The organism is Methylophilus flavus (assembly GCF_042678905.1).
Classification (GTDB): domain Bacteria; phylum Pseudomonadota; class Gammaproteobacteria; order Burkholderiales; family Methylophilaceae; genus Methylophilus; species Methylophilus flavus.
Window position 1 is genome coordinate 1,517,473 of the sequence record NZ_JBHTLN010000001.1, and the last position, 18,957, is coordinate 1,536,429.

Annotated in this window: 14 protein-coding genes; 9 read left to right on the forward strand and 5 right to left on the reverse strand. The window is 50.6% G+C overall.

Annotated elements, in window-relative coordinates; translation table 11 throughout:
* Positions 1 to 883 precede the first annotated feature (883 nt).
* Positions 884 to 2,053: a class I SAM-dependent methyltransferase gene (locus tag ACFQ2T_RS07540; protein ID WP_379033920.1), complete on the reverse strand. Its 1,170-nt coding sequence runs from the start codon at positions 2,051 to 2,053 to the stop codon at positions 884 to 886.
* 75 nt (positions 2,054 to 2,128) lie between these two features.
* On the opposite strand from ACFQ2T_RS07540, the gene ACFQ2T_RS07545 reads away from it, so the two are divergent.
* The 3 genes from ACFQ2T_RS07545 to topA all read left to right on the forward strand — a co-directional run bounded on the left by ACFQ2T_RS07545 (position 2,129) and on the right by topA (position 6,670).
* Positions 2,129 to 2,872, forward strand: a complete 744-nt coding sequence (locus ACFQ2T_RS07545) for a pteridine reductase (RefSeq protein WP_379033922.1) — start codon at positions 2,129 to 2,131, stop codon at positions 2,870 to 2,872.
* A 138-nt stretch (positions 2,873 to 3,010) separates the two neighbouring features.
* Positions 3,011 to 3,952, forward strand: a complete 942-nt coding sequence (gene ttcA, locus ACFQ2T_RS07550; RefSeq protein WP_379032607.1) for a tRNA 2-thiocytidine(32) synthetase TtcA — start codon at positions 3,011 to 3,013, stop codon at positions 3,950 to 3,952.
* A 111-nt stretch (positions 3,953 to 4,063) separates the two neighbouring features.
* A complete protein-coding gene (topA, locus tag ACFQ2T_RS07555; protein ID WP_379032610.1) occupies positions 4,064 to 6,670 on the forward strand; it encodes a type I DNA topoisomerase in 2,607 nt (868 codons plus the stop codon).
* Between the two features lie 39 nt (positions 6,671 to 6,709).
* Here topA and ACFQ2T_RS07560 read toward each other — a convergent pair whose 3' ends face one another.
* The 3 genes from ACFQ2T_RS07560 to metK form a co-directional block, all read right to left on the reverse strand.
* Entirely contained in the window at positions 6,710 to 7,933 is a 1,224-nt protein-coding gene (locus tag ACFQ2T_RS07560) for an HD-GYP domain-containing protein (protein WP_379032613.1), read from the reverse strand.
* A 236-nt stretch (positions 7,934 to 8,169) separates the two neighbouring features.
* Positions 8,170 to 9,396 (reverse strand): HD-GYP domain-containing protein, encoded by a 1,227-nt coding sequence (locus tag ACFQ2T_RS07565; protein ID WP_379032616.1) that lies wholly within the window; start codon positions 9,394 to 9,396, stop codon positions 8,170 to 8,172.
* A gap of 135 nt (positions 9,397 to 9,531) precedes the next feature.
* The gene (metK, locus tag ACFQ2T_RS07570) at positions 9,532 to 10,695 is read right to left on the reverse strand and encodes a methionine adenosyltransferase (RefSeq protein ID WP_379032618.1); all 1,164 of its coding nucleotides are present in this window, start codon (positions 10,693 to 10,695) and stop codon (positions 9,532 to 9,534) included.
* Positions 10,696 to 10,859: 164 nt separating this feature from the next.
* Here metK and dapF point away from each other — a divergent pair, with 164 nt between their 5' ends.
* From dapF to ACFQ2T_RS07600, 6 genes are all read left to right on the forward strand, one after another.
* Entirely contained in the window at positions 10,860 to 11,690 is an 831-nt protein-coding gene (gene dapF / locus ACFQ2T_RS07575) for a diaminopimelate epimerase (protein ID WP_379032621.1), read from the forward strand.
* 18 nt (positions 11,691 to 11,708) lie between these two features.
* On the forward strand, positions 11,709 to 12,362 hold the full coding sequence (locus ACFQ2T_RS07580; protein WP_379032624.1) for a DUF484 family protein: 654 nt from the start codon (positions 11,709 to 11,711) through the stop codon (positions 12,360 to 12,362).
* Between the two features lie 201 nt (positions 12,363 to 12,563).
* Positions 12,564 to 13,445 carry a tyrosine recombinase XerC gene (gene xerC, locus ACFQ2T_RS07585; RefSeq protein ID WP_379033924.1) on the forward strand — a complete coding sequence of 294 codons (882 nt, stop codon included), beginning with the start codon at positions 12,564 to 12,566 and terminating at the stop codon, positions 13,443 to 13,445.
* Between the two features lie 200 nt (positions 13,446 to 13,645).
* Entirely contained in the window at positions 13,646 to 14,230 is a 585-nt protein-coding gene (locus tag ACFQ2T_RS07590) for a superoxide dismutase (RefSeq protein WP_379032627.1), read from the forward strand.
* A 147-nt stretch (positions 14,231 to 14,377) separates the two neighbouring features.
* A complete protein-coding gene (locus ACFQ2T_RS07595; protein ID WP_379032629.1) occupies positions 14,378 to 14,716 on the forward strand; it encodes a hypothetical protein in 339 nt (112 codons plus the stop codon).
* Between the two features lie 162 nt (positions 14,717 to 14,878).
* A complete protein-coding gene (locus tag ACFQ2T_RS07600) occupies positions 14,879 to 15,112 on the forward strand; it encodes a hypothetical protein (RefSeq protein WP_379032632.1) in 234 nt (77 codons plus the stop codon).
* Positions 15,113 to 15,241: 129 nt separating this feature from the next.
* Here ACFQ2T_RS07600 and ACFQ2T_RS07605 read toward each other — a convergent pair whose 3' ends face one another.
* Positions 15,242 to 18,922, reverse strand: a complete 3,681-nt coding sequence (locus tag ACFQ2T_RS07605) for an EAL domain-containing protein (protein WP_379032635.1) — start codon at positions 18,920 to 18,922, stop codon at positions 15,242 to 15,244.
* Between the last annotated feature and the right edge of the window lie 35 nt (positions 18,923 to 18,957).

Below are 18,957 nucleotides of genomic sequence, written 5' to 3' on the forward strand. Positions count from 1 at the left end.
AAAGAAGGCAAAGAACAAGACACCCTAGCTTCCGCTTGCTTCCTGCGTTGCTCGCCAAAATAAGCGGTCACGAAACTCATCCTAGCGGCCTGCACAGTACGCAGGCCACCGCGGGATTCAGACAGTCGCTCCCTTACTCCTTATCTTGACTCCTCTACTCGCCGCGTCAGATAGGGGCCCGTTGAAACCCATCACGATGAAACGTTAGTTAAAGGTTTTGCATTCAGGGCGCTTAGTGACCTTTTTAATTCTCAGGACTGAACCCAACAAACCAATTCCATTGTGTTGTTGGGTTTTGTATTGTTGTTTTGTTTTATTTCAATGGTTGAGCGGGGATGAATATGGACGAGTCTCACCTCACTAAACGCGTGGGGTTTCACGGGCCCCTATCTGACGCGGCGAGTAGCGCAGTCAGCGTGGGAGTCTTCGGCCAGCGTCTGTTTGAGTTCCGCAACAAGCCACGTTCTGTGTGGCTTGTCAGGGCGAGTTTCGTTGGACGCCCACACAGAGTCCGGTTAGGTACGAAAGTCCTAGGAGGAGCAACGCAGGATACAAGCGGAAGTTAGGGTGCCTTTTCTTTTGGTTACTTATTCTTTGGGCAAGCAAAGAAAAGTAACTCGCCTAAGGGCGAAAAGGAATGTTTGACCTTCCAAAGAAATACCGATTAAACTTCTAGCACGTGCAACATCTGCTGCTTCTTGTAACTAAGCTAATTATGAACCTTGCCTGGATTCCGGCCTCCGCCGGAATGATGACTGTTGCAACGCGCACCATTTGACGCAATTGCGTATGTTAAGCAGGGACAAAAAATGCCATTTAAGTCCGCCTTACGCATTTAAAGAAGAATCAAAGAATTGCCTTTTCAAAAGCAATCCATCACCCATCACAACTGATGCCGCTTATCTCCCTGCAAAAACCCCAACAACGGCAATTCCAGTCCCTTACCCAATGCCAATACCTTAAACAACTCCCCCATCTCCGCCGGGGAAAGCAATTTTTGCACTGCAGCCACCATAGGCAAATAACGCCCACTATCTTCAGGCGATACCGCTTCCAGCATCTGCAAAATGCCACTGTTGATTAAAAACTGCGCCTGCGAGGTGTAACCTGCACAACTCAAGCCATGCGCAAGTGCCGTTTCAGCCATAGCGGTAAAATTCACATGTGCAGTGATGTCTTGCAAACCGGGATAGATAAACGGATCATCATGTGCATAATGCTGGAAGTGGCACATGACTGTGCCTTGCCTGCGCTGTGGGTGATAATACTCCCGCGCTGAAAAACCATAATCAATCATAAGTATCAGGCCTTGCTGCAACATGGCTGTCAAACTGGCAATCAGGCCCTGCCCCGCCGGAGAAACTTCGGTGACATAATTGTCCGGCAACTCGCTGGTTTCAATGCCTGTTACCAAAGATGCCTCTTTCAGCAACTTATCCTGCCAGGCAAATCCCTGTTCATACACAACTCCACGCTCCAGCCATTGCCCGTTTTGCCAGTGAATCAAATGTATAGGGATTGCATCCAGCACTTCATTGCCAACGACTACACCGGTAAAACTGTCAGGTAAAGTCTCCAGCCATTGCACTCGAGAAAATACAGATTCAGGCAATGAGGAGTGTAAATATTGACGCTGCCGCTCACGCAAGTTGGCACTTACATCCAGAATGTAATAGTGATTCGGTAACTGCCCTAGCTCACTGAGTTGCTGCAACATAACGCTCGCCAGTTTCCCGGTGCCGGCGCCCAGCTCCAGCACATCACCACCGGTCTGACTCAGCACCTGGCTCACCTGATTCGCCATCGCACGTGAAAACAATGGTGAAATCTCCGGTGCAGTGACAAAATCTCCGCTATGGCCGAACTTATTGGCGTCACCGCTGTAATAGCCAAGGTGCGGCGTATACAGCGCCATCTGCATATAGTCGGCAAAGGATATCCAGCCACCTTGATCTTGTATTTGCTGACGAATATGTGCGACTACAGTTTCGCAATGGTGCTGTGCCGACGCATCCAGTGCAGGCAATCGTGAAGAAATGGTTTGCGCAGTCATCCAGACATTATAATGTGACCAGTCCAGAATAAAGAACACAACGTGAATTCCAATCCAGCAACCAAGCAAGTCGCCATGCAAACAACCAAGGTCGTGTTAATTACCGGTGGAGCCAAACGTGTGGGCGCCGCGATCGCTCGTGAACTGCATGGCAACGGTGCCAATATCATGCTGCACTATCACACCAGCGTTGCCGAAGCGCTAGCCTTGCAGGCCGAACTGAATGCTGCACGCCCCGACAGTGTCGCCATCCATCAGGGCAACCTGTTGGATACTGCCAACTTGCCCGCACTGGTGAAAGCGACTGTGCAATACTTTGGCCGAGTGGATGCACTGGTGAATAATGCTTCCAGTTACTACCCGACCAAGCTGGGATCGATCCAGCCTGAGCAATGGGAAGACCTGATGGGCAGCAACCTGAAAGCGCCGTTATTCCTGAGCCAGGCGGCCGCCGGTGCGCTTGAGGCCAGCGAGGGCTGCATTATCAATATCACGGATATGCATGTTGAGCGGCCGAAAAAACATTACATTGTTTACAGTGCGGCCAAAGCCGGATTGGTCAGCCTGACCAAGTCACTGGCACAGGAACTCGCGCCCAGGGTCAGAGTCAACGCGGTAGCCCCCGGGCCGGTGTTATGGCCGGATGACAATCAGGAGTTTGATGAAGCGTATCGCCAGCAGGTTATTAACCAGACATTGCTTAAACGCACGGGTGAACCGGCTGATATTGCCAAGGCAGTCAAGTTCCTGATTTTTGACGCGCCGTTTGTAACCGGGCATGTGCTCGCTGTGGATGGTGGCCGCCATTTAAGTACATGATTCTGATACGCTGATCACATTGAATGTGATAACGAATGCAATAAACAGACATGGATTCAGGACTAACATACTTAAATCAGCCAGAATAATCAAAGACTTAGCGTGACTTTACATTGCTTTCCGCTATAATGCGCGCCTATGAAGATCAAACACTATCCTGAGGGCGTTAGCCAAAACTTCCTGAAACTGCGCAATCAGTTGATCAGCGCCACCGGCAAAGCCATCGGCGATTACAACATGATTGAAGAAGGCGATACCGTGCTGGTGTGCATGAGCGGCGGTAAAGACAGCCATGCCATGCTGATGATTTTGCTGGCATTGCAAGAACGCGCACCAATCAATTTCAAATTAATCGCGATGAACCTGGACCAGAAACAGCCAAACTTCCCTGAGGATGTGCTGCCGCGTTACCTGGATCAACTGGGCGTGGAATACCGCATAGTTGAAGCGGATACTTACTCTATCGTTAAAGAGAAAATCCCCGAAGGTAAAACCACTTGCAGCCTGTGCTCACGCCTGCGCCGCGGCATTATTTACACGACTGCACAGCAGCTGGGTGCGACCAAGATCGCCCTGGGCCACCACAGGGATGACATCGTACAGACCTTGTTCCTTAACATGTTTTATGGCGCGAAAATGAAAGCCATGCCACCCAAGCTCGCGACCAATCGTGGTGAATTCATGGTCATCCGCCCATTGGCTTATTGTGCCGAGAAAGACATTGCGGCTTATGCCCGCGCCATGGAATTCCCTATTATTCCGTGCGATTTATGTGGTGGCCAGGAAAACCTGCAGCGGCAAAAAATCAAGGATATGCTGAACAACTGGGAACGCGAGCAACCGGGACGTATCAATAATATTTTCCGCGCGATAGGCAATGTCGAACCTTCGCACCTGGCTGACTTTGACCTGTATGACTTTAAGCACCTGAGCCAGGCCAAAGAGGAAGATGAAGACCCGATGTTTGATCACGAAAAATTTGCACCAACCGATATGGCGCTGACCATTGCTTCGCAGGATGACAAACGGATCGAGTTTGCGCGTAAACCACTCCCCATTTCAGTGACGACTGAAGAATAAATAACCATGGAGGCCGGAAAGACTTAAAAAATATGGACTTTCCGCACTCATATGTTGTCTATTCGTTAGAACGCTTGCTATTATCTAGCCAACTCTTACACACACCTCCTAATGTCTAAACTGCTTATCGTTGAATCCCCGTCAAAAGCCAAGACCCTGAAAAAATATCTGGGTAGTGATTTTGAAGTCCTGGCTTCATACGGGCATGTGCGCGACCTGATCCCGAAAAACGGGGCGGTGGACCCCACACAACAGTTCGCGATGAAATATGACATTATTGATCGCAACAGCAAGCATGTGGATGCGATTGCCAAAGCAGTAAAAAATGCAGACAGCATTTATCTGGCGACCGACCCGGACCGCGAAGGGGAAGCCATTTCCTGGCATATTGCCGAGATTCTTGCGGAAAAAAAGCTGATCAAGAACAAGCTGGTCAAACGTGTCGAATTCAACGAGATCACACAAACGGCTGTGAAATACGCGATCGATCATCCGCGTGATATTTCAATGGACCTGGTCAATGCGCAACAAGCACGCCGGGCACTGGATTACCTGGTAGGTTTTAATCTATCACCTCTGTTGTGGAAAAAGATCCGCCGTGGCTTGTCTGCAGGCCGCGTGCAAAGCCCTGCTTTACGCTTGATTGTCGAACGTGAACTGCAGATCGAAGCGTTTACCAGCCAGGAATACTGGAGTATCCACATGAGTGCGCTCAAGCATGCGCACGGATTCGATGCCAAGCTGGTACAGCTGAATGGTCAAAAGGTGGAGCAATTCACCGTGACACAGCACGATCAGCAAGCGGATATTGTAGGTAAACTGTTACTGGCCTCTGCCGGCAAAACAACGGTTACCCGCGTAGAGAAGAAACAACGCAGCCGCAGCCCCGCTGCACCGTTTACTACTTCCACGCTACAGCAGGAAGCCGTGCGTAAACTAGGGTTTACTACCAGCCGCGCCATGCGTGTGGCACAGCAACTCTATGAAGGGATGGATGTAGGTAGCGGTACCGTAGGTTTGATTACCTATATGCGTACCGACTCTTTCAGCCTGGCGGCTGAAGCGGTAATGCAGATCCGTGAATACGTGAAAAAGAATTTTGATGCAGACTACCTGCCAAAATCTCCTATCATGTACAAAACCAAGGCCAAGAATGCGCAGGAAGCGCATGAAGCAATCCGACCTACCGATATCACCCGCACACCAGCAAGCGTGCGCCAGTACTTGAACGACGAACAATTCAAATTGTATGAAATGATCTGGAAAAGGACATTGGCCTGCCAGATGACACAGGCAAAATATGATGCTGTAAGTGTTGACCTGGCGGTGGGTAGCGAAGCAACCTTATTCCGTGCCAGCGGCCAGACTTTGATCTTCCCGGGCTTTATCGCCGTGTATATGGAAGGCAAGGATGACGACAAAGACGACGAAGATGCAGAAGCCAAACTGCCGCATCTGGAAACAGGCGAGGTGCTGACGGTAGAAAAAATCTTCGGTGAGCAACACTTTACCGAACCACCACCACGTTATTCTGAAGCCAGCCTGGTTAAAGCGCTGGAGGAACACGGTATTGGCCGCCCTTCGACTTACGCCAGCATCATCTCCACCCTGCAAGACCGCGAATACGTCATCCTGGATAAAAAACGCTTTACGCCAACTGACGTTGGTCGTGTGGTCAACAAGTTCCTGACTGAACATTTTACCCAATACGTCGATTACGATTTCACGGCCAAGCTGGAAAACGAACTTGATGAAATTGCTGAAGGTAACCTGGACTGGATTCCGGTCATGGATAAGTTCTGGCAAGGCTTCAACCAGCAAATTATTGGCAAAGCCGATGTCGAACGCCCGGGCAATGAATTAATCGATGAGCAATGCCCGAAATGTGGCCGCCAGCTGCAAAAACAATTAAGCCGCTATGGCAGTTTTATTGGCTGTACCGGCTATAACGCCACCCCTAAATGCGACTACAAGCGCAGCCTGGATGGCGAAGCCAATGCCGCCAGCGAACCGGTCGTGATTGGCCAGGATGCGGAAACAAATAAAGAGATTTACCTGATGAATGGTCCATATGGCCCTTATCTGCAGGTAGGGTTGCCAGTTGAAGGCGAAAAGAAAAAGCCTAAGCGTGTCAGTATCCCGAAAGAGATCCCGCTCAGCCAGGTCAATATCGATACGGCACATATGCTGTTGAGTTTGCCACGTGACCTAGGTACGCATCCGGATACTGGTAAGAAAATTATCGCCAACATCGGCCGCTTTGGGCCGTACGTCAATCATGATGGCAAGTTCAAATCCATCCCTAAAACCGAGAGCGTGTTTGGCATAGACTTGGCTGGCGCCGTGACGCTACTGGCTGCGGCTAGCGGTCCGGCAGTGTTGGCCGATTTGGGGGCGCACCCTTCCGGTGAAGGCAGGGTGGAAGTGTTCTCTGGCCGCTTTGGACCTTATGTGCAACATGGCGGCATACGCGCAACCCTGCCTAAAAGCGTGACGCCGGAAGAGCTGACGCTGGAACAGGGCTTGGAATTACTGACAGAGAAAGCTGCCAAGGGCGGCGGCAAAGCAACAGGTAGAAAGACAGCTGCAAAAAAAGCGCCTTCGAAGAAAGACCCAGTTAAGAAAGCCCCGGTCAAGAAAACAGCGGCAGCCGCTCCCAAAAAAGCCGCAGCAGCAAAGCCAGCAGCGGCCAAGCGTACAAAAAAAGCGGCTGAATAATAACGCAGTCTCATAAAAAAGGCGCCTCAGGCGCCTTTTTTATTTGGTGGAAATCGCCCACAAATGGTCTATATTCCCCAAGCCCCAGGTTTCCGCAGATTCGTTGCCTACGATTTCATCCATTCCTTTGGACAAATCCAGCTCATCCACCGGAATATGCAGTTTGGACTTGGTGGAAAAGAATGCTTTGACCACAGGTTTTAGCAGGCTTGCAGAATTCTGACGCACAACCACGGCCAGATGCCCGGATTTCAGGATCACTACCGTGCCTATGGGATAAATGCCCAGGCTCCTGACAAAAGCCTTGAAGATATTCATATCAAAATGGCCTTCCCAGCTGGCCATCCGCTTGAGCGCGATACCTGGCTCCCAGGCGGGTTTGTATGGACGGGTAGATGTGACTGCATCATACACGTCGCACACGGCACCCATTTTGGCAAACAGGCTGATCTGGTCAGCACCCAGCTTTTCGGGATAACCGCTTCCATCCACTTTTTCATGATGGTGCAGGCAAACATCCAGCGTGACCGGGTCAGTAATACTGGCTTCCATCAACAGATGATGACCAAGCCTGGGGTGATGCCGCACCACCTCAAACTCCTGCTCACTCAGTGCGCCGGGTTTGTTCAATATCTCTAATGGAATAGCAGCCTTGCCCACATCATGCATCAACCCCGCCAGGCCAGCCTGCCTGACTTCGGCTTCTGAAAGCCCGAGTGCCCTTGCCAGGGCGGTCATCAGTGCGCAGACGGCGATGGAATGCATATAAGTACAGTCATCGATTGTTTTCAGGCGCACCAGACTCACCAGCGCATGTATATTACGGGTGACCGATTCCGAAATCTCTTCGACTATCGGCAGCACGCTGTTGACCGCTATCGTTTTGCCCAAGCGCAAGTCTGAGAACATGGACTCAATCTCATGACGCGATGAAGCGATGATTTTGGCAGCCTGCGCCTGCTCTTCCTCAAATGTCACCTGTTTTGACTTTCTGGAAGATGGTAGCGGCTTAGGTGCTTCATTTGTTGACGTGATCGTCTTGTCGGAATCGGGTGCCGGTTTGATGTCCGCTGGCGCTAAATCCAACCCCAGGCTCGCATCAATCACCACTTCACGAACGGGACTTTCCTGAAGCTTTTGCAGATCGGCCGGATCTTTCAATACAAAATGTGTGCGCCAGAAAGGATGATCTATCCATGCCCCTTTCAGTTCATGGATATACATTCCCAAGCACACATCTTTGACTAAAACAGTCTTAAGCATCAGACAATCAGCTCCTTTTGATTGTTGATATCTTAACTTCTGTTAACTCAAAAAAATTGGAAAAAAAAGAGGGCAAAAAGCCCTCTTGAAAATTACTTTTACGTGAATCTTTTTTATATTAATCACTTTCTGTCAGCGATTAAAGCACGCAATCGTGAATGACTTGGTCAGCAAACTCTGAACCTGCAGGCGTCTGGTCAAGACAGCTTTTGTCCGGCTTACTAATTATCCAGGTGTCACTGTGATGCCCACAGATGATCAATATTGCCTATGCCCCAGCTGGTGGCCGATTCATTGCTGACTATCTCATCCGCCAACTGCCTGGATAAATCAATTTCTTCGACCGGGATATGCACCAGTGACTTGGTGGAGAAAAATGCCTTAACCACCGGCGTTAACAAGTTGTCCGGTGACTGGCGGACAACGACTGCCAGACGGCCAGATTTAAGCATCACTACCGTGCCTATCGGGTAAATGCCCATGCTTTTGACAAAGGCTTCCAGCACGACCGGGTCAAAATGCCCACTCCATGAAGCCATGCGCTTGAGGGCGATGCCGGGCTCCCAGCCTGGTTTGTAAGCACGTGTAGAAGTCAGCGCATCATAGACATCACAGATGGCTCCCATCCTGGCATAAATGCTGATATTGTTTCCAGCCAGGTGGCCCGGATAGCCGCTGCCATCCATTTTTTCATGATGATGCAAACAGACATCCAGTGTCACCGGATCTGTGATATCGGCTTTTACCAGCATGTCATAACCAATTTGCGGATGCTGGCGGACGACATCAAACTCATTGTCGGTTAATGATCCGGGTTTATTCAGAATCTGTACCGGGACCTCGGCTTTACCCAGGTCGTGCATCAACCCGGCCAGGCCAGCCTGCTTGACTTCCACCTCTGACATTTTGAGTTCTCTGGCAAGGTTGCTCATTAAGGCACTCACTGCAATCGAGTGCATATAGGTGTAATCATCCGCTGTTTTCAGGCGCACCAGGCTGATCAATGCATGGGTATTACGCGCAACGGAAGCAGAAATCTCCTCGACCAGCGGCATCACTTTGGCTGCCTCAATCACTTTACCCATGCGCAAATCTTTAAACATGGACATGACTTCACGCCGGGTGGATTGGATGATTCTGGCCGCCTTGCGGTGCTCCGCATCCAGTGGTGCCTGTTTGACCTGCGGCATCACTTCTTCGAGAGTGGTGCTCTCAAGTTCCAGCAGGGCCAGTTCTTTGTCTGTCAGTACCACCGCAACGGGCTCAGGCTCGGGCAATACATCGAGCCCGCGTTTGATATCAATCACCACCTGTTTGAGTGCACTGCCCCTGAGTTTGAGCAGGTCCATCTCATCTTTGAGGATAAATTTGGTGCGCCAAAAGGGATGATCCATCCATGGGCCTTTCAGCTCCTGGATATACATCCCGATTCTTACCTGATTGACGGCGATTGTTTTTAACATACTGCCAGCTTGCGTCTCTACTCTTTTGACTTTATACACAACATCTTACGCTTGATATCGTCAAAGAATCGAAAAAAAAGAGGGCTAAAAGCCCTCTTTAAAATTACTTTTTGTAACGATGCTTTATTGGCAATATTACAATCCGGCAGCCGCGCGTAACTCGGCGGCTTTATCTGTGGCTTCCCAGGTGAATTCGGGCTCATCACGGCCAAAATGTCCATAAGCTGCCGTTTTAGTATAAATCGGGCGCAACAGATCCAGCATTTTCACAATGCCCTTAGGACGCAGGTCAAAGTGCTCGCGTACCAGCTGAGTCAATTTGTCATCCGAAATTTTACCTGTACCGTAGGTTTCCACCATGATAGAGGTTGGCTGCGCAACGCCAATCGCGTAACTGACTTGCACCAGGCATTTGTCTGCCAGGCCAGCCGCCACAATATTTTTGGCCACATAACGCCCCGCATACGCGGCAGAACGGTCAACCTTTGAAGGATCTTTACCGGAGAAAGCACCACCACCATGAGGAGCTGCACCACCGTAGGTATCTACAATGATTTTACGGCCAGTCAGGCCGCAATCGCCTTGCGGGCCACCGATCACAAAACGGCCGGTAGGGTTAACCAGGAATTTAATCTCGCCTTTAATCAATTCAGCCGGTAGTGTTGGCTTGATGATCTCTTCAATCACCGCTTCACGGATGGCTTCCAGCGTCATGTCCGGCGCGTGTTGGGTAGAGACCAGTACCGTATCGATCTTGTGCGGTTTGCCATCGATATACTGCACCGTCACTTGTGATTTGGCATCCGGGCGCAGCCATGGCAAACGGCCATCTTTACGCAGTTGTGCCTGGCGCTCCATCACACGGTGGCTGAGCCAGATCGGCAATGGCATGAGTTGCGGGGTTTCATTCACGGCATAACCAAACATCAGGCCTTGGTCGCCAGCGCCCTGATCGAGCGGGTCATCGTTAGCGTTGTCCACGCCCTGGGCAATATCAGGAGATTGCTTGTCGTAAGCTACCAATACCGCGCAGCCTTTGTAATCAATACCGTAATCGGTATTGTCATAGCCTATGCGTTTCACCGCATCACGTGCGACTTTGATGTAATCCACATTCGCTGTGGTGGTAATTTCGCCTGCCAGCACGATCAAGCCGGTATTGGCCAGTGTTTCGGCAGCCACGCGTGCGGTCGGATCCTGGGCAAGAATTGCATCCAGAATGCTGTCAGACACCTGATCAGCCAGTTTATCGGGATGGCCTTCGGAAACCGATTCCGAAGTAAAAAGATATTCACTCATGTTTGACGCCTTGAAAAGTAAAAGTGGTTGATCAATGACACCGACTAAAGGCTGAAGCCGGTACCTAAAAGGAAGCAAGATTCTACCCGAGTTTGCCTGGCAAACGGAATAAATGTTGTGCGCAAGCTGCCATTGCAGGGGTTGTTAGAGTATCATTTCAAGCCATGAAACTCAGATTTACCAAAATGCAGGGCGCAGGCAATGACTTTGTCGTTATTGATGCGACGCAAGCGCCTGTCCACCTGTCCCACACACAGATCCAGCACATTGCGAACCGCTATTTCGGTGTCGGTTGCGACCAGTTGCTGATGGTTGAAACCACAGACACACCTGGAATAGACTTCCGCTACCGTATCTTCAATGCCGATGGCAGCGAAGTCGAACAATGCGGCAACGGCGCCCGGTGCTTTGTGCGCTTTGTGGTGGACAAAGGCCTGACGGACAAACGCGAAATCAGGGTGGAAACTGCCAGTGGCAACCTGACCCTGACCTTGCAGGATGATGGCCAGGTCACCGTGAATATGGGTGCACCAAGATTCGCCCCGGCACAGATCCCGTTCGAGGCTGAAGCCGAAGCGACTGCCTATGAGCTGCCATTGGAGGACGATACGGTGACTATCAGTGCCGTCTCTATGGGCAACCCCCATGCAGTCATGCTGGTGGATAACGTGCATACTGCTGAAGTAGCTTTACTTGGCCCGCAGATAGAATCGCATCCGCGCTTTCCGCAACGCGTGAATGCCGGGTTTATGCAGGTGTTAAACGAGCACGAGATCAACCTGCGCGTCTACGAACGTGGCAGTGGCGAAACGCTGGCCTGCGGTACCGGCGCTTGCGCGGCGGCAGTGAGTGGCATTCAGCTTGGTACCTTGCAAAGCCCGGTAAAAGTGCATACACGCGGCGGCATACTGACCATCAGTTGGAATGGTAGCAATAGCCCGGTCATGATGACAGGTCCGGCAGACATCGTCTTTGAAGGCGACATTGAAATTTAAGAAGATTGCAGAAGCATAATGGAAGACAGCATCAACGAAAACGACATCAAGCATTACCTGAAAGCGCACCCGGACTTTTTTGAAAGCCATGCGCATTTGCTGGCCGAACTGTTCCTGCCCAGCCCGCACGGCAAAGGCACCATTTCGCTGGCAGAACGCCAGCAGATAGCGCAGCGCGATAAAATCCGTGTGCTGGAATCACGCTTTACCGAGCTGATCCTGACGGCGGAAGAAAATGAAGCGACTGCCAATAAAGTCCATGAGTTGACGCTGGGCTTATTGTTTGCCAAAGATGTACCGGCATTACATGCGCACCTGGTGGAGTTTCTGGCCACGCACTTTCAGTTACCCAACGCAAGACTCAGGTTGTGGACCAATGAAAGCCATGCTGCCGATGACATTTTCATTGCCGCCGAAGACTCACTGAAAAACTGGGCCAAGGACTTAAGCCAGCCTTATTGCGGCACCCTGCCTACCATGGATATTGCAGGCTGGTTCACCGAGTCACCGGTTTCACTGGCGGTAATCCCCATGCGCTACCAGGATGTGACCTTTGGCCTGCTGGCGATCCCCAGCGAGCAACGCAGCCGCTTCTATGCCGGCATGGGCACGTTGTTCTTGAACAGGATAGGCGAGCTGGTCAGCGCATCGCTTGCCAGATACATCATATGAAAGCCCCCGCTGAGGTTTCCGCCGAGAGGTATCTTCTTGCGGCAATTGTCAGCGTAAATCAAACATGGCTGCGCGGCCAAATTGCCGCGTTGCTCGGTACCCGGAACCCTCATGTACCCGCATGTACATTCCGGTTCCTGCGTGCCGTGCGCCTTGCACTTCCTGCCGCTCGCTCATGTTTACAATACCGGGAATGTTGGTATGCATGAATTGCTGGATGATTACCTCAACTTCCTGCACTTTGAACGCGGCCTGAGCGAACATACCCGCAACAATTACCAGCGTGACATCACCCTGCTGTTAAAACAGCATGCGCAGGACCTGAAAACGCTGACCCCGCAACTGATACGCCGCAATATTGCCAGTTTGCACAGTCAAGGCTTGAGTGGCCGCAGCATTGCCCGCATCCTCTCCAGCTGGCGTGGGTTTTTCCACTACCTGGTGTTGCATCATCAATTCCCATCCAATCCTGTGATCGGCTTGCGCGCACCCAAGTCGCCGAAAACGCTGCCGCATGCGCTTTCTATCGAGCAAACCAATAAGCTGGTAGAACTGGAAGGGGATGGCCCGATCGTAGTGCGTGACCGCGCCATGCTGGAGTTGTTTTACTCTTCCGGCCTGCGTTTAAGCGAAGTGGTCGGCCTTGACCTGGATCGGCTGGATTTGCAGGAGGGCGTTGTCACCGTGATCGGCAAGGGAAACAAAACCCGTATGGTGCCACTGGGTATCAAAGCTATTTCCGCCATGCATGCCTGGTTAAGTGTGCGCCCACTATGGCTAACCAAACGTCCGGCTGAAACTGCGGTGTTTATCAGCCAGCAAGGCCGGCGTATCAGCGGGCGCACCATACAGCTGCGCGTGAATGACTGGGCAATCAAGCAAGGACTGCATAATCATGTCCATCCGCATATGTTGCGCCACAGTTTTGCCAGCCATGTGTTGCAGAGCAGCGGTGATTTACGCGCAGTGCAGGAAATGCTGGGCCATGCGAATATCAGCACCACGCAGGTCTATACCCATCTGGACTTTCAGCACCTGAGCAAAATTTATGACGCGGCGCATCCGCGTGCGCGCAAAAAATAAGCGATTTCGCCGGCAAGTTATACCCAAGCATCATGTTACTGCAGAGCAAACTATGGCAAAATATCCCATTCAATGGCTAAACCTTTTGCCCGTCTCGTGGTTCTAAATATCACCTGCATGTCGCTGTTATAAAATACCAACGTTTAACCACTGCTTTTTAATACCACTTCAATTCAACACACCATAAAAAAGGAAACACCATGGAACATACCTTACCACCATTACCGTTTGCCAAAGATGCATTGGCACCACACATTTCAGCCGAAACGTTTGACTACCACTACAGCAAACACCACCAAACTTATGTCACAAACCTGAATAACCTGATCAAGGGTACCGAGTTTGAAAATGCCAGCCTGGAAGAGATCATCAAAAAGTCTTCCGGCGGGATCTACAACAACTCGGCACAAGTGTGGAACCACACTTTCTTCTGGAACAGCCTGTCTCCTAACGGTGGTGGCGAACCTTCAGGCGCTTTGGCAGATGCCATTAACGCCAAATGGGGCTCTTTTGAAGAGTTCAAAAAAGCCTTCCAGGCTTCTGCTGTAGGTAACTTCGGTTCCGGCTGGACCTGGCTGGTGAAAAAAACCGATGGTACAGTTGATATCCTGAATACAGGCGCGGCTGGCACGCCATTGACAACCGGTGAGACAGCACTGCTGACCATAGACGTGTGGGAGCATGCGTATTACATCGATTACCGCAATGCACGTCCAAAATTCGTGGAAACGTTTTTGGCCAGCCTTGCTAACTGGGAATTTGCTGCGAAGAACTTTGCAGCCTGATACTCATTGAGCAGATTGTGACTGACTAGCCTCGTCTGATGACGAGGCTTTTTAGTTTTATAGGCCGAATAAAATTAACATTAAAGCAGGTGCTTAAAACTGCCGTTAAATAAACATCTGTCACTCAACAATTATTCGGACATTCACATGGCTATTTCTATCAACATGCAAGTGGGATCTACCGGTGGAAGTTCTTCCTCATCTGGTCGCGGCAATAGCAATACCATAGAAGGCCTGAAGAAGAAGCTTGTTGCGCTCAATCAGGACTTGAAAAGCGCATTGGGTGAACAAAGTGAAGCAGGTATGCAAAAAGCCAAAAATATTCAGTTACAGATACAAATGGCCCAGATGCAGCTCAATCAACTGGTTCAACAGGAGGCCGAGAAAAGCAAAAAAGCGCTAGAGAATTCTGACGCAAGCACGCAGTCCGTCTCAGAGCAGATCAAACGTACGAATAAGCAAAGTCAAATTGATGTTTTCGTTTAAAACTTGATTCGATATCTGCTTAAAAAGCATATCTGATTTAATCTCCGCCCTGGTTGATTTACCATATTGCAACGCATTGCGTTGTAAAATTCTCTTCTGGCACTGATAAGCCTGCTTCAAATAACCGCTAACCATAAACTCCGCAGCAACGGACAAAATGTCATGGATTTTGAAATTTTCTCTGCTTTTTATTTAGTACCGCTAGTGATCTCTGCCATCGGCTCTCTGATCGAGTTTCGTAATTGTGAATTCGATACGCTGAAGCACGCTTTTGGCAAAGCATTTTTTCTTGCTTTCAGGAGCATGGTGCCGGTGCTCAATATCTTTTCGGCTATTCTTTATTTAATCACTTGCGGCACCTACACCTGGAAAAAATCTGCTTTTTCAAGGAAGTAATTCCAGCTGCTGCAGAGCCATGACTCTGGCCTGTTTTTACAGTATGTTGTAAACAGGCTTGAGTTTTACCAACGAAAAACGGCAATCTGTAGAGGATTGCCGTTTTTCATTGTGCGCGCTCGTTTCCGCTTATAGCATCTGTTCCACGGTTTGATGCTGCGCAGCGTTATCCGCATTGTGAATCACCCACTGTTCAAACAGTTCTATCGCTAATGGCCTGGTGAAATAATAACCCTGGAATACCTGGCAACCGAGCTCTTTCAATACCCGCAATTGCGCATCTGTTTCCACCCCTTCAGCCAATACTTCCAGCTGCAAACTCTGCCCCAGCGAAATAATGGCATTGACGATACTTTGATGGTCATGCCCGGTGAGCATGTCACGTACAAAAGACTGATCGATTTTAAGCTGGTCAAACGGCAAGCGTTTCAGGTAAGACAAGGAAGAATAACCGGTGCCGAAATCATCCAGTGAGAAACATACGCCGACTTCTCTCAGGGCTGTCATCTTGGCAATAATATCTTCCACATTATCCACCAGCATACTTTCCGTCAGTTCCAGTTTTAGCCTGCCTGCATAAATGCCGGTGTCGCTCACCATGCGCTGTACTTGCTGCACAAAATTAGGCTGCAGATACTGTTTAGGGCTGACGTTAACCGATAGCACTAATGAACGCAGTTGGGGATGACCGGACCACGCCAGTAGTATCTGACAGGCTTTTTGCAACACCCAGTGCCCGATCTCGACAATCTGGCCTGAACTCTCGGCCATGGTGATAAATTGATTTGGCATCACCAGGCCGCGCTCGGGATGCTGCCAGCGGATCAGGGCCTCGGCGCCGACGATATCGTGCTGCTGGTTATATTGTGGCTGGAAATGCAGCTGGAATTGCTGCTGTTCAATCGCGATATGTAGATCAGCCTCCAGTGCCACACGCTGCAATAATTCGGTTTCCATTAAGGTGTCAAAGAACTGGTAACCATTTCTACCGGCCTCCTTGGCTTTGTACATGGCCATATCAGCCCGCCGCAACAGTTCTTCGGCCTGGCTGGGCACCTCATGATCAAACAGGGCTACGCCGATACTAGGCGAGGTATAGTGCTGGTAATGGTTTAAATTAAACGGTTCTTTAAACGCGGCGACGATTTTTTCACAAACGATACGCGCCTGTTTTTCGGCATGTACCGGGTCCCTATGCAAGCCATCAAGCACCACGACAAACTCGTCGCCACCCAGGCGGCTGACCGTATCCAGACGGCGGACAGAATGTTTGATGCGCTTTGCCACCTCAATCAGCAATGCATCACCGATATCGTGCCCATGCGTATCATTAAGTGTTTTAAAGTTATCAATATCAATAAACAGCAAGGCACCGCCGGTTTTCTTACGTACCGCTTTGCGCAAGTGGGAAGACAGCTTTTCTTGTAGCAATAAGCGGTTAGGCAGACCAGTCATAGTGTCGTAATAGGCCAGCTGGCGTATCTGCGCATCGGCCTGTTTGCGTTCGGTAATGTCCCGCAACACCAGTACCCAGTGGGTATAGCGACCACCTCTGTCATGCAGCGGCAATGCATCCATTTCCAGCGATACGCCTGCACCATCCAGATTGATGGTGACCACTTCGGCCGTGATAGGCAGCATCTGTTGAAAAGCGTGTTTGATACGTTCGAGTTCACGGCCAGGCGTGGCGACATTGAAAATATCAAAAGGGGAACTGCCGCTTAAATGTTCAAGCGAAGATCCAGTAATCTTGGTGAATGCCTCATTGAGGAACACGATTTTTTGCTGCATGGGTGCCTGCAGTGGCGCCTCGGTGATCATGACAATGTCATTCAGCCTGGAGATACCGCTGCGTAACAGGTTAAGCTGCTCGTCCGACTGCTCGCGTTCAATGGCCAGGCCAAGGATTTGCGCATAACTCTCGACGAAATCAAGTTCAGCCTCTGCTGGCGTGTGCTGATGCCGCCTGTAGATGGCCAGCACCCCTAATGCACGCCAGCTGCGTGACAAGATGGGTGCACTCCAGCAGGCCTGCAGGCCATGAGTGAGCGCCAGCGCCCGGTTCTCGTCGCCAAACGGGTAAGTATTGATATCGTTGGCAATCACACGGCCCTGGGTAAGCAGCGCGATCTGATCGGTTTCAAGCACAATCCCATCCATGGCTTGGATATACGGCGGTGGTAATGTCGATAAAGCAGCATGGCGCAAATGTGTGCCTTCCTGGTCCAGCAGCAAAATAGCACAGCTGGCGCCCGGGAATTGCAGTTCTATCAGTTGCGCCACAGTATTTAGGATTTCGTGCAGAGACACATCAGCCAGCATCATGGCCTGGATTCTGGCCTGCCCTTGCCTGATGGCTTCCAGTTGTTTCTGGGCAGTAATATCCTGTAGTGAACCCTGCAACTTGAAAATATTGCCTTGCTCATCACGCACCGCTTGCCCCATGGCACGCACCCAGAAACGGCGGCCTGTGGCGGTTATTTTTTCCAGTTCCAGATCATAAGACACGCCATCCTCTATGCATTTTTCAAGTGCATGTTGCATGAGCGCCTGATACTCAGGCACAAACATGCGTACGCCTTCTTCTACCGTCGGCGTATAACCGGGCGGCATTTCATGCAAAGCCGCAACTTCATCCGACCATTGCAAGGTGTTTGTTTTTACATCAATCATCCAGCCGCCAATCCTGGCGACACTACCAGCTACTTTGAGCAGGTACTCAGCCTGTTTGCGGCGGTCTATTTCATTTTGTAAAGCCTGGGTACGGTGTACCACCTGGCGCCTGATCTGCAAGTTCCACAGAAAGGTCACGCCCAGGATAAGTAACAGGATACAAACACCACGTGCCAACCATACTATGTAGGGCCGCTTTACGCGCATATCGCCCTGGTACATAAAGCCTTTGAGGTCCACATGCGGCTGCACCAGGCCTAAATCGGCCAAGGTCTGCGCAATGGCATACCAGCGCTCTTCATTCATATGGCCCCATGGCACGACTTCTGTCAGCACATAGGGATGCATCATACTGGCTTCACGCATCAGCGTTTGTTTATTCACGCCACGTTTGACCACGCCTGGCATGCCCGCAATACTTTCGGCCATTTCAGATTGATGACTCAAGGCATACAGCCAGCCCTTCTTGGTCGCGCGCAAAAAGGCATCGACCCGCTCGGGATGCATGGATAATTCGCGCTCGCTGGTGAACAGCACATCCCCGTAAAAATCCACACCATAGGATTGGTTGGTGATGATGGCAGGCGAATAGCCCATCTGTTTCAATTGTTCCGGCTCGTCCATCACATAGGCTGAGATCACTTCCACCTTGCCATCGATCAGGTCCTGCAGGCGCCAGGTATGCGGCACCAGGGTCATTTCCTTGATATCCAGGTGCTGTTTCAGCAACATGGCTTTGAACTGGAACACGCCCTGGTCATCAGAAGACATCATGATGCGCTTACCGACCAGGTCTTTAGGATGCTGGATATTGCTTTGCTGCAAGCTGAGCAATACGCCGGGGGAATGCTGGAAAATAGCCGCCAGTGCCACCAAAGGTTTACCGGAAATACGTGAAACCAACACTTCGGCATCGCCGATACTGTAGTCCGCTTGCCCGGACAAGACCTGCTGCACGGGTGGCCGGTCTTTGCTGCCTTCAATGATGTTGACGGTCAAGCCTTCATCCTTGTAATAGCCTTGCTGCTGGGCAGCGTAATAGCCAGCAAACTGGAACTGGTGCCGCCATTTCAGTTGCAGGGTAATCTCTTCAGAAGCACATGCATACCCGGCAATGGCGGACGTGACAATAGCCACCAGCCATCTGAATAAGAAGAGGGTTGAGTTGCGCT

Excerpts from the sequence above, each read along its gene's own strand:
- ACFQ2T_RS07540 (WP_379033920.1), bottom strand. The coding sequence starts at position 2,053 with ATGACTGCGCAAACCATTTCTTCACGATTGCCTGCACTGGATGCGTCG.
- ACFQ2T_RS07545 (WP_379033922.1), top strand. The coding sequence starts at position 2,129 with ATGCAAACAACCAAGGTCGTGTTAATTACCGGTGGAGCCAAACGTGTG.
- ttcA (WP_379032607.1), top strand. The coding sequence starts at position 3,011 with ATGAAGATCAAACACTATCCTGAGGGCGTTAGCCAAAACTTCCTGAAA.
- topA (WP_379032610.1), top strand. The coding sequence starts at position 4,064 with ATGTCTAAACTGCTTATCGTTGAATCCCCGTCAAAAGCCAAGACCCTG.
- ACFQ2T_RS07560 (WP_379032613.1), bottom strand. The coding sequence starts at position 7,933 with ATGCTTAAGACTGTTTTAGTCAAAGATGTGTGCTTGGGAATGTATATC.
- ACFQ2T_RS07565 (WP_379032616.1), bottom strand. The coding sequence starts at position 9,396 with ATGTTAAAAACAATCGCCGTCAATCAGGTAAGAATCGGGATGTATATC.
- metK (WP_379032618.1), bottom strand. The coding sequence starts at position 10,695 with ATGAGTGAATATCTTTTTACTTCGGAATCGGTTTCCGAAGGCCATCCC.
- dapF (WP_379032621.1), top strand. The coding sequence starts at position 10,860 with ATGAAACTCAGATTTACCAAAATGCAGGGCGCAGGCAATGACTTTGTC.
- ACFQ2T_RS07580 (WP_379032624.1), top strand. The coding sequence starts at position 11,709 with ATGGAAGACAGCATCAACGAAAACGACATCAAGCATTACCTGAAAGCG.
- xerC (WP_379033924.1), top strand. The coding sequence starts at position 12,564 with ATGCATGAATTGCTGGATGATTACCTCAACTTCCTGCACTTTGAACGC.
- ACFQ2T_RS07590 (WP_379032627.1), top strand. The coding sequence starts at position 13,646 with ATGGAACATACCTTACCACCATTACCGTTTGCCAAAGATGCATTGGCA.
- ACFQ2T_RS07595 (WP_379032629.1), top strand. The coding sequence starts at position 14,378 with ATGGCTATTTCTATCAACATGCAAGTGGGATCTACCGGTGGAAGTTCT.
- ACFQ2T_RS07600 (WP_379032632.1), top strand. The coding sequence starts at position 14,879 with ATGGATTTTGAAATTTTCTCTGCTTTTTATTTAGTACCGCTAGTGATC.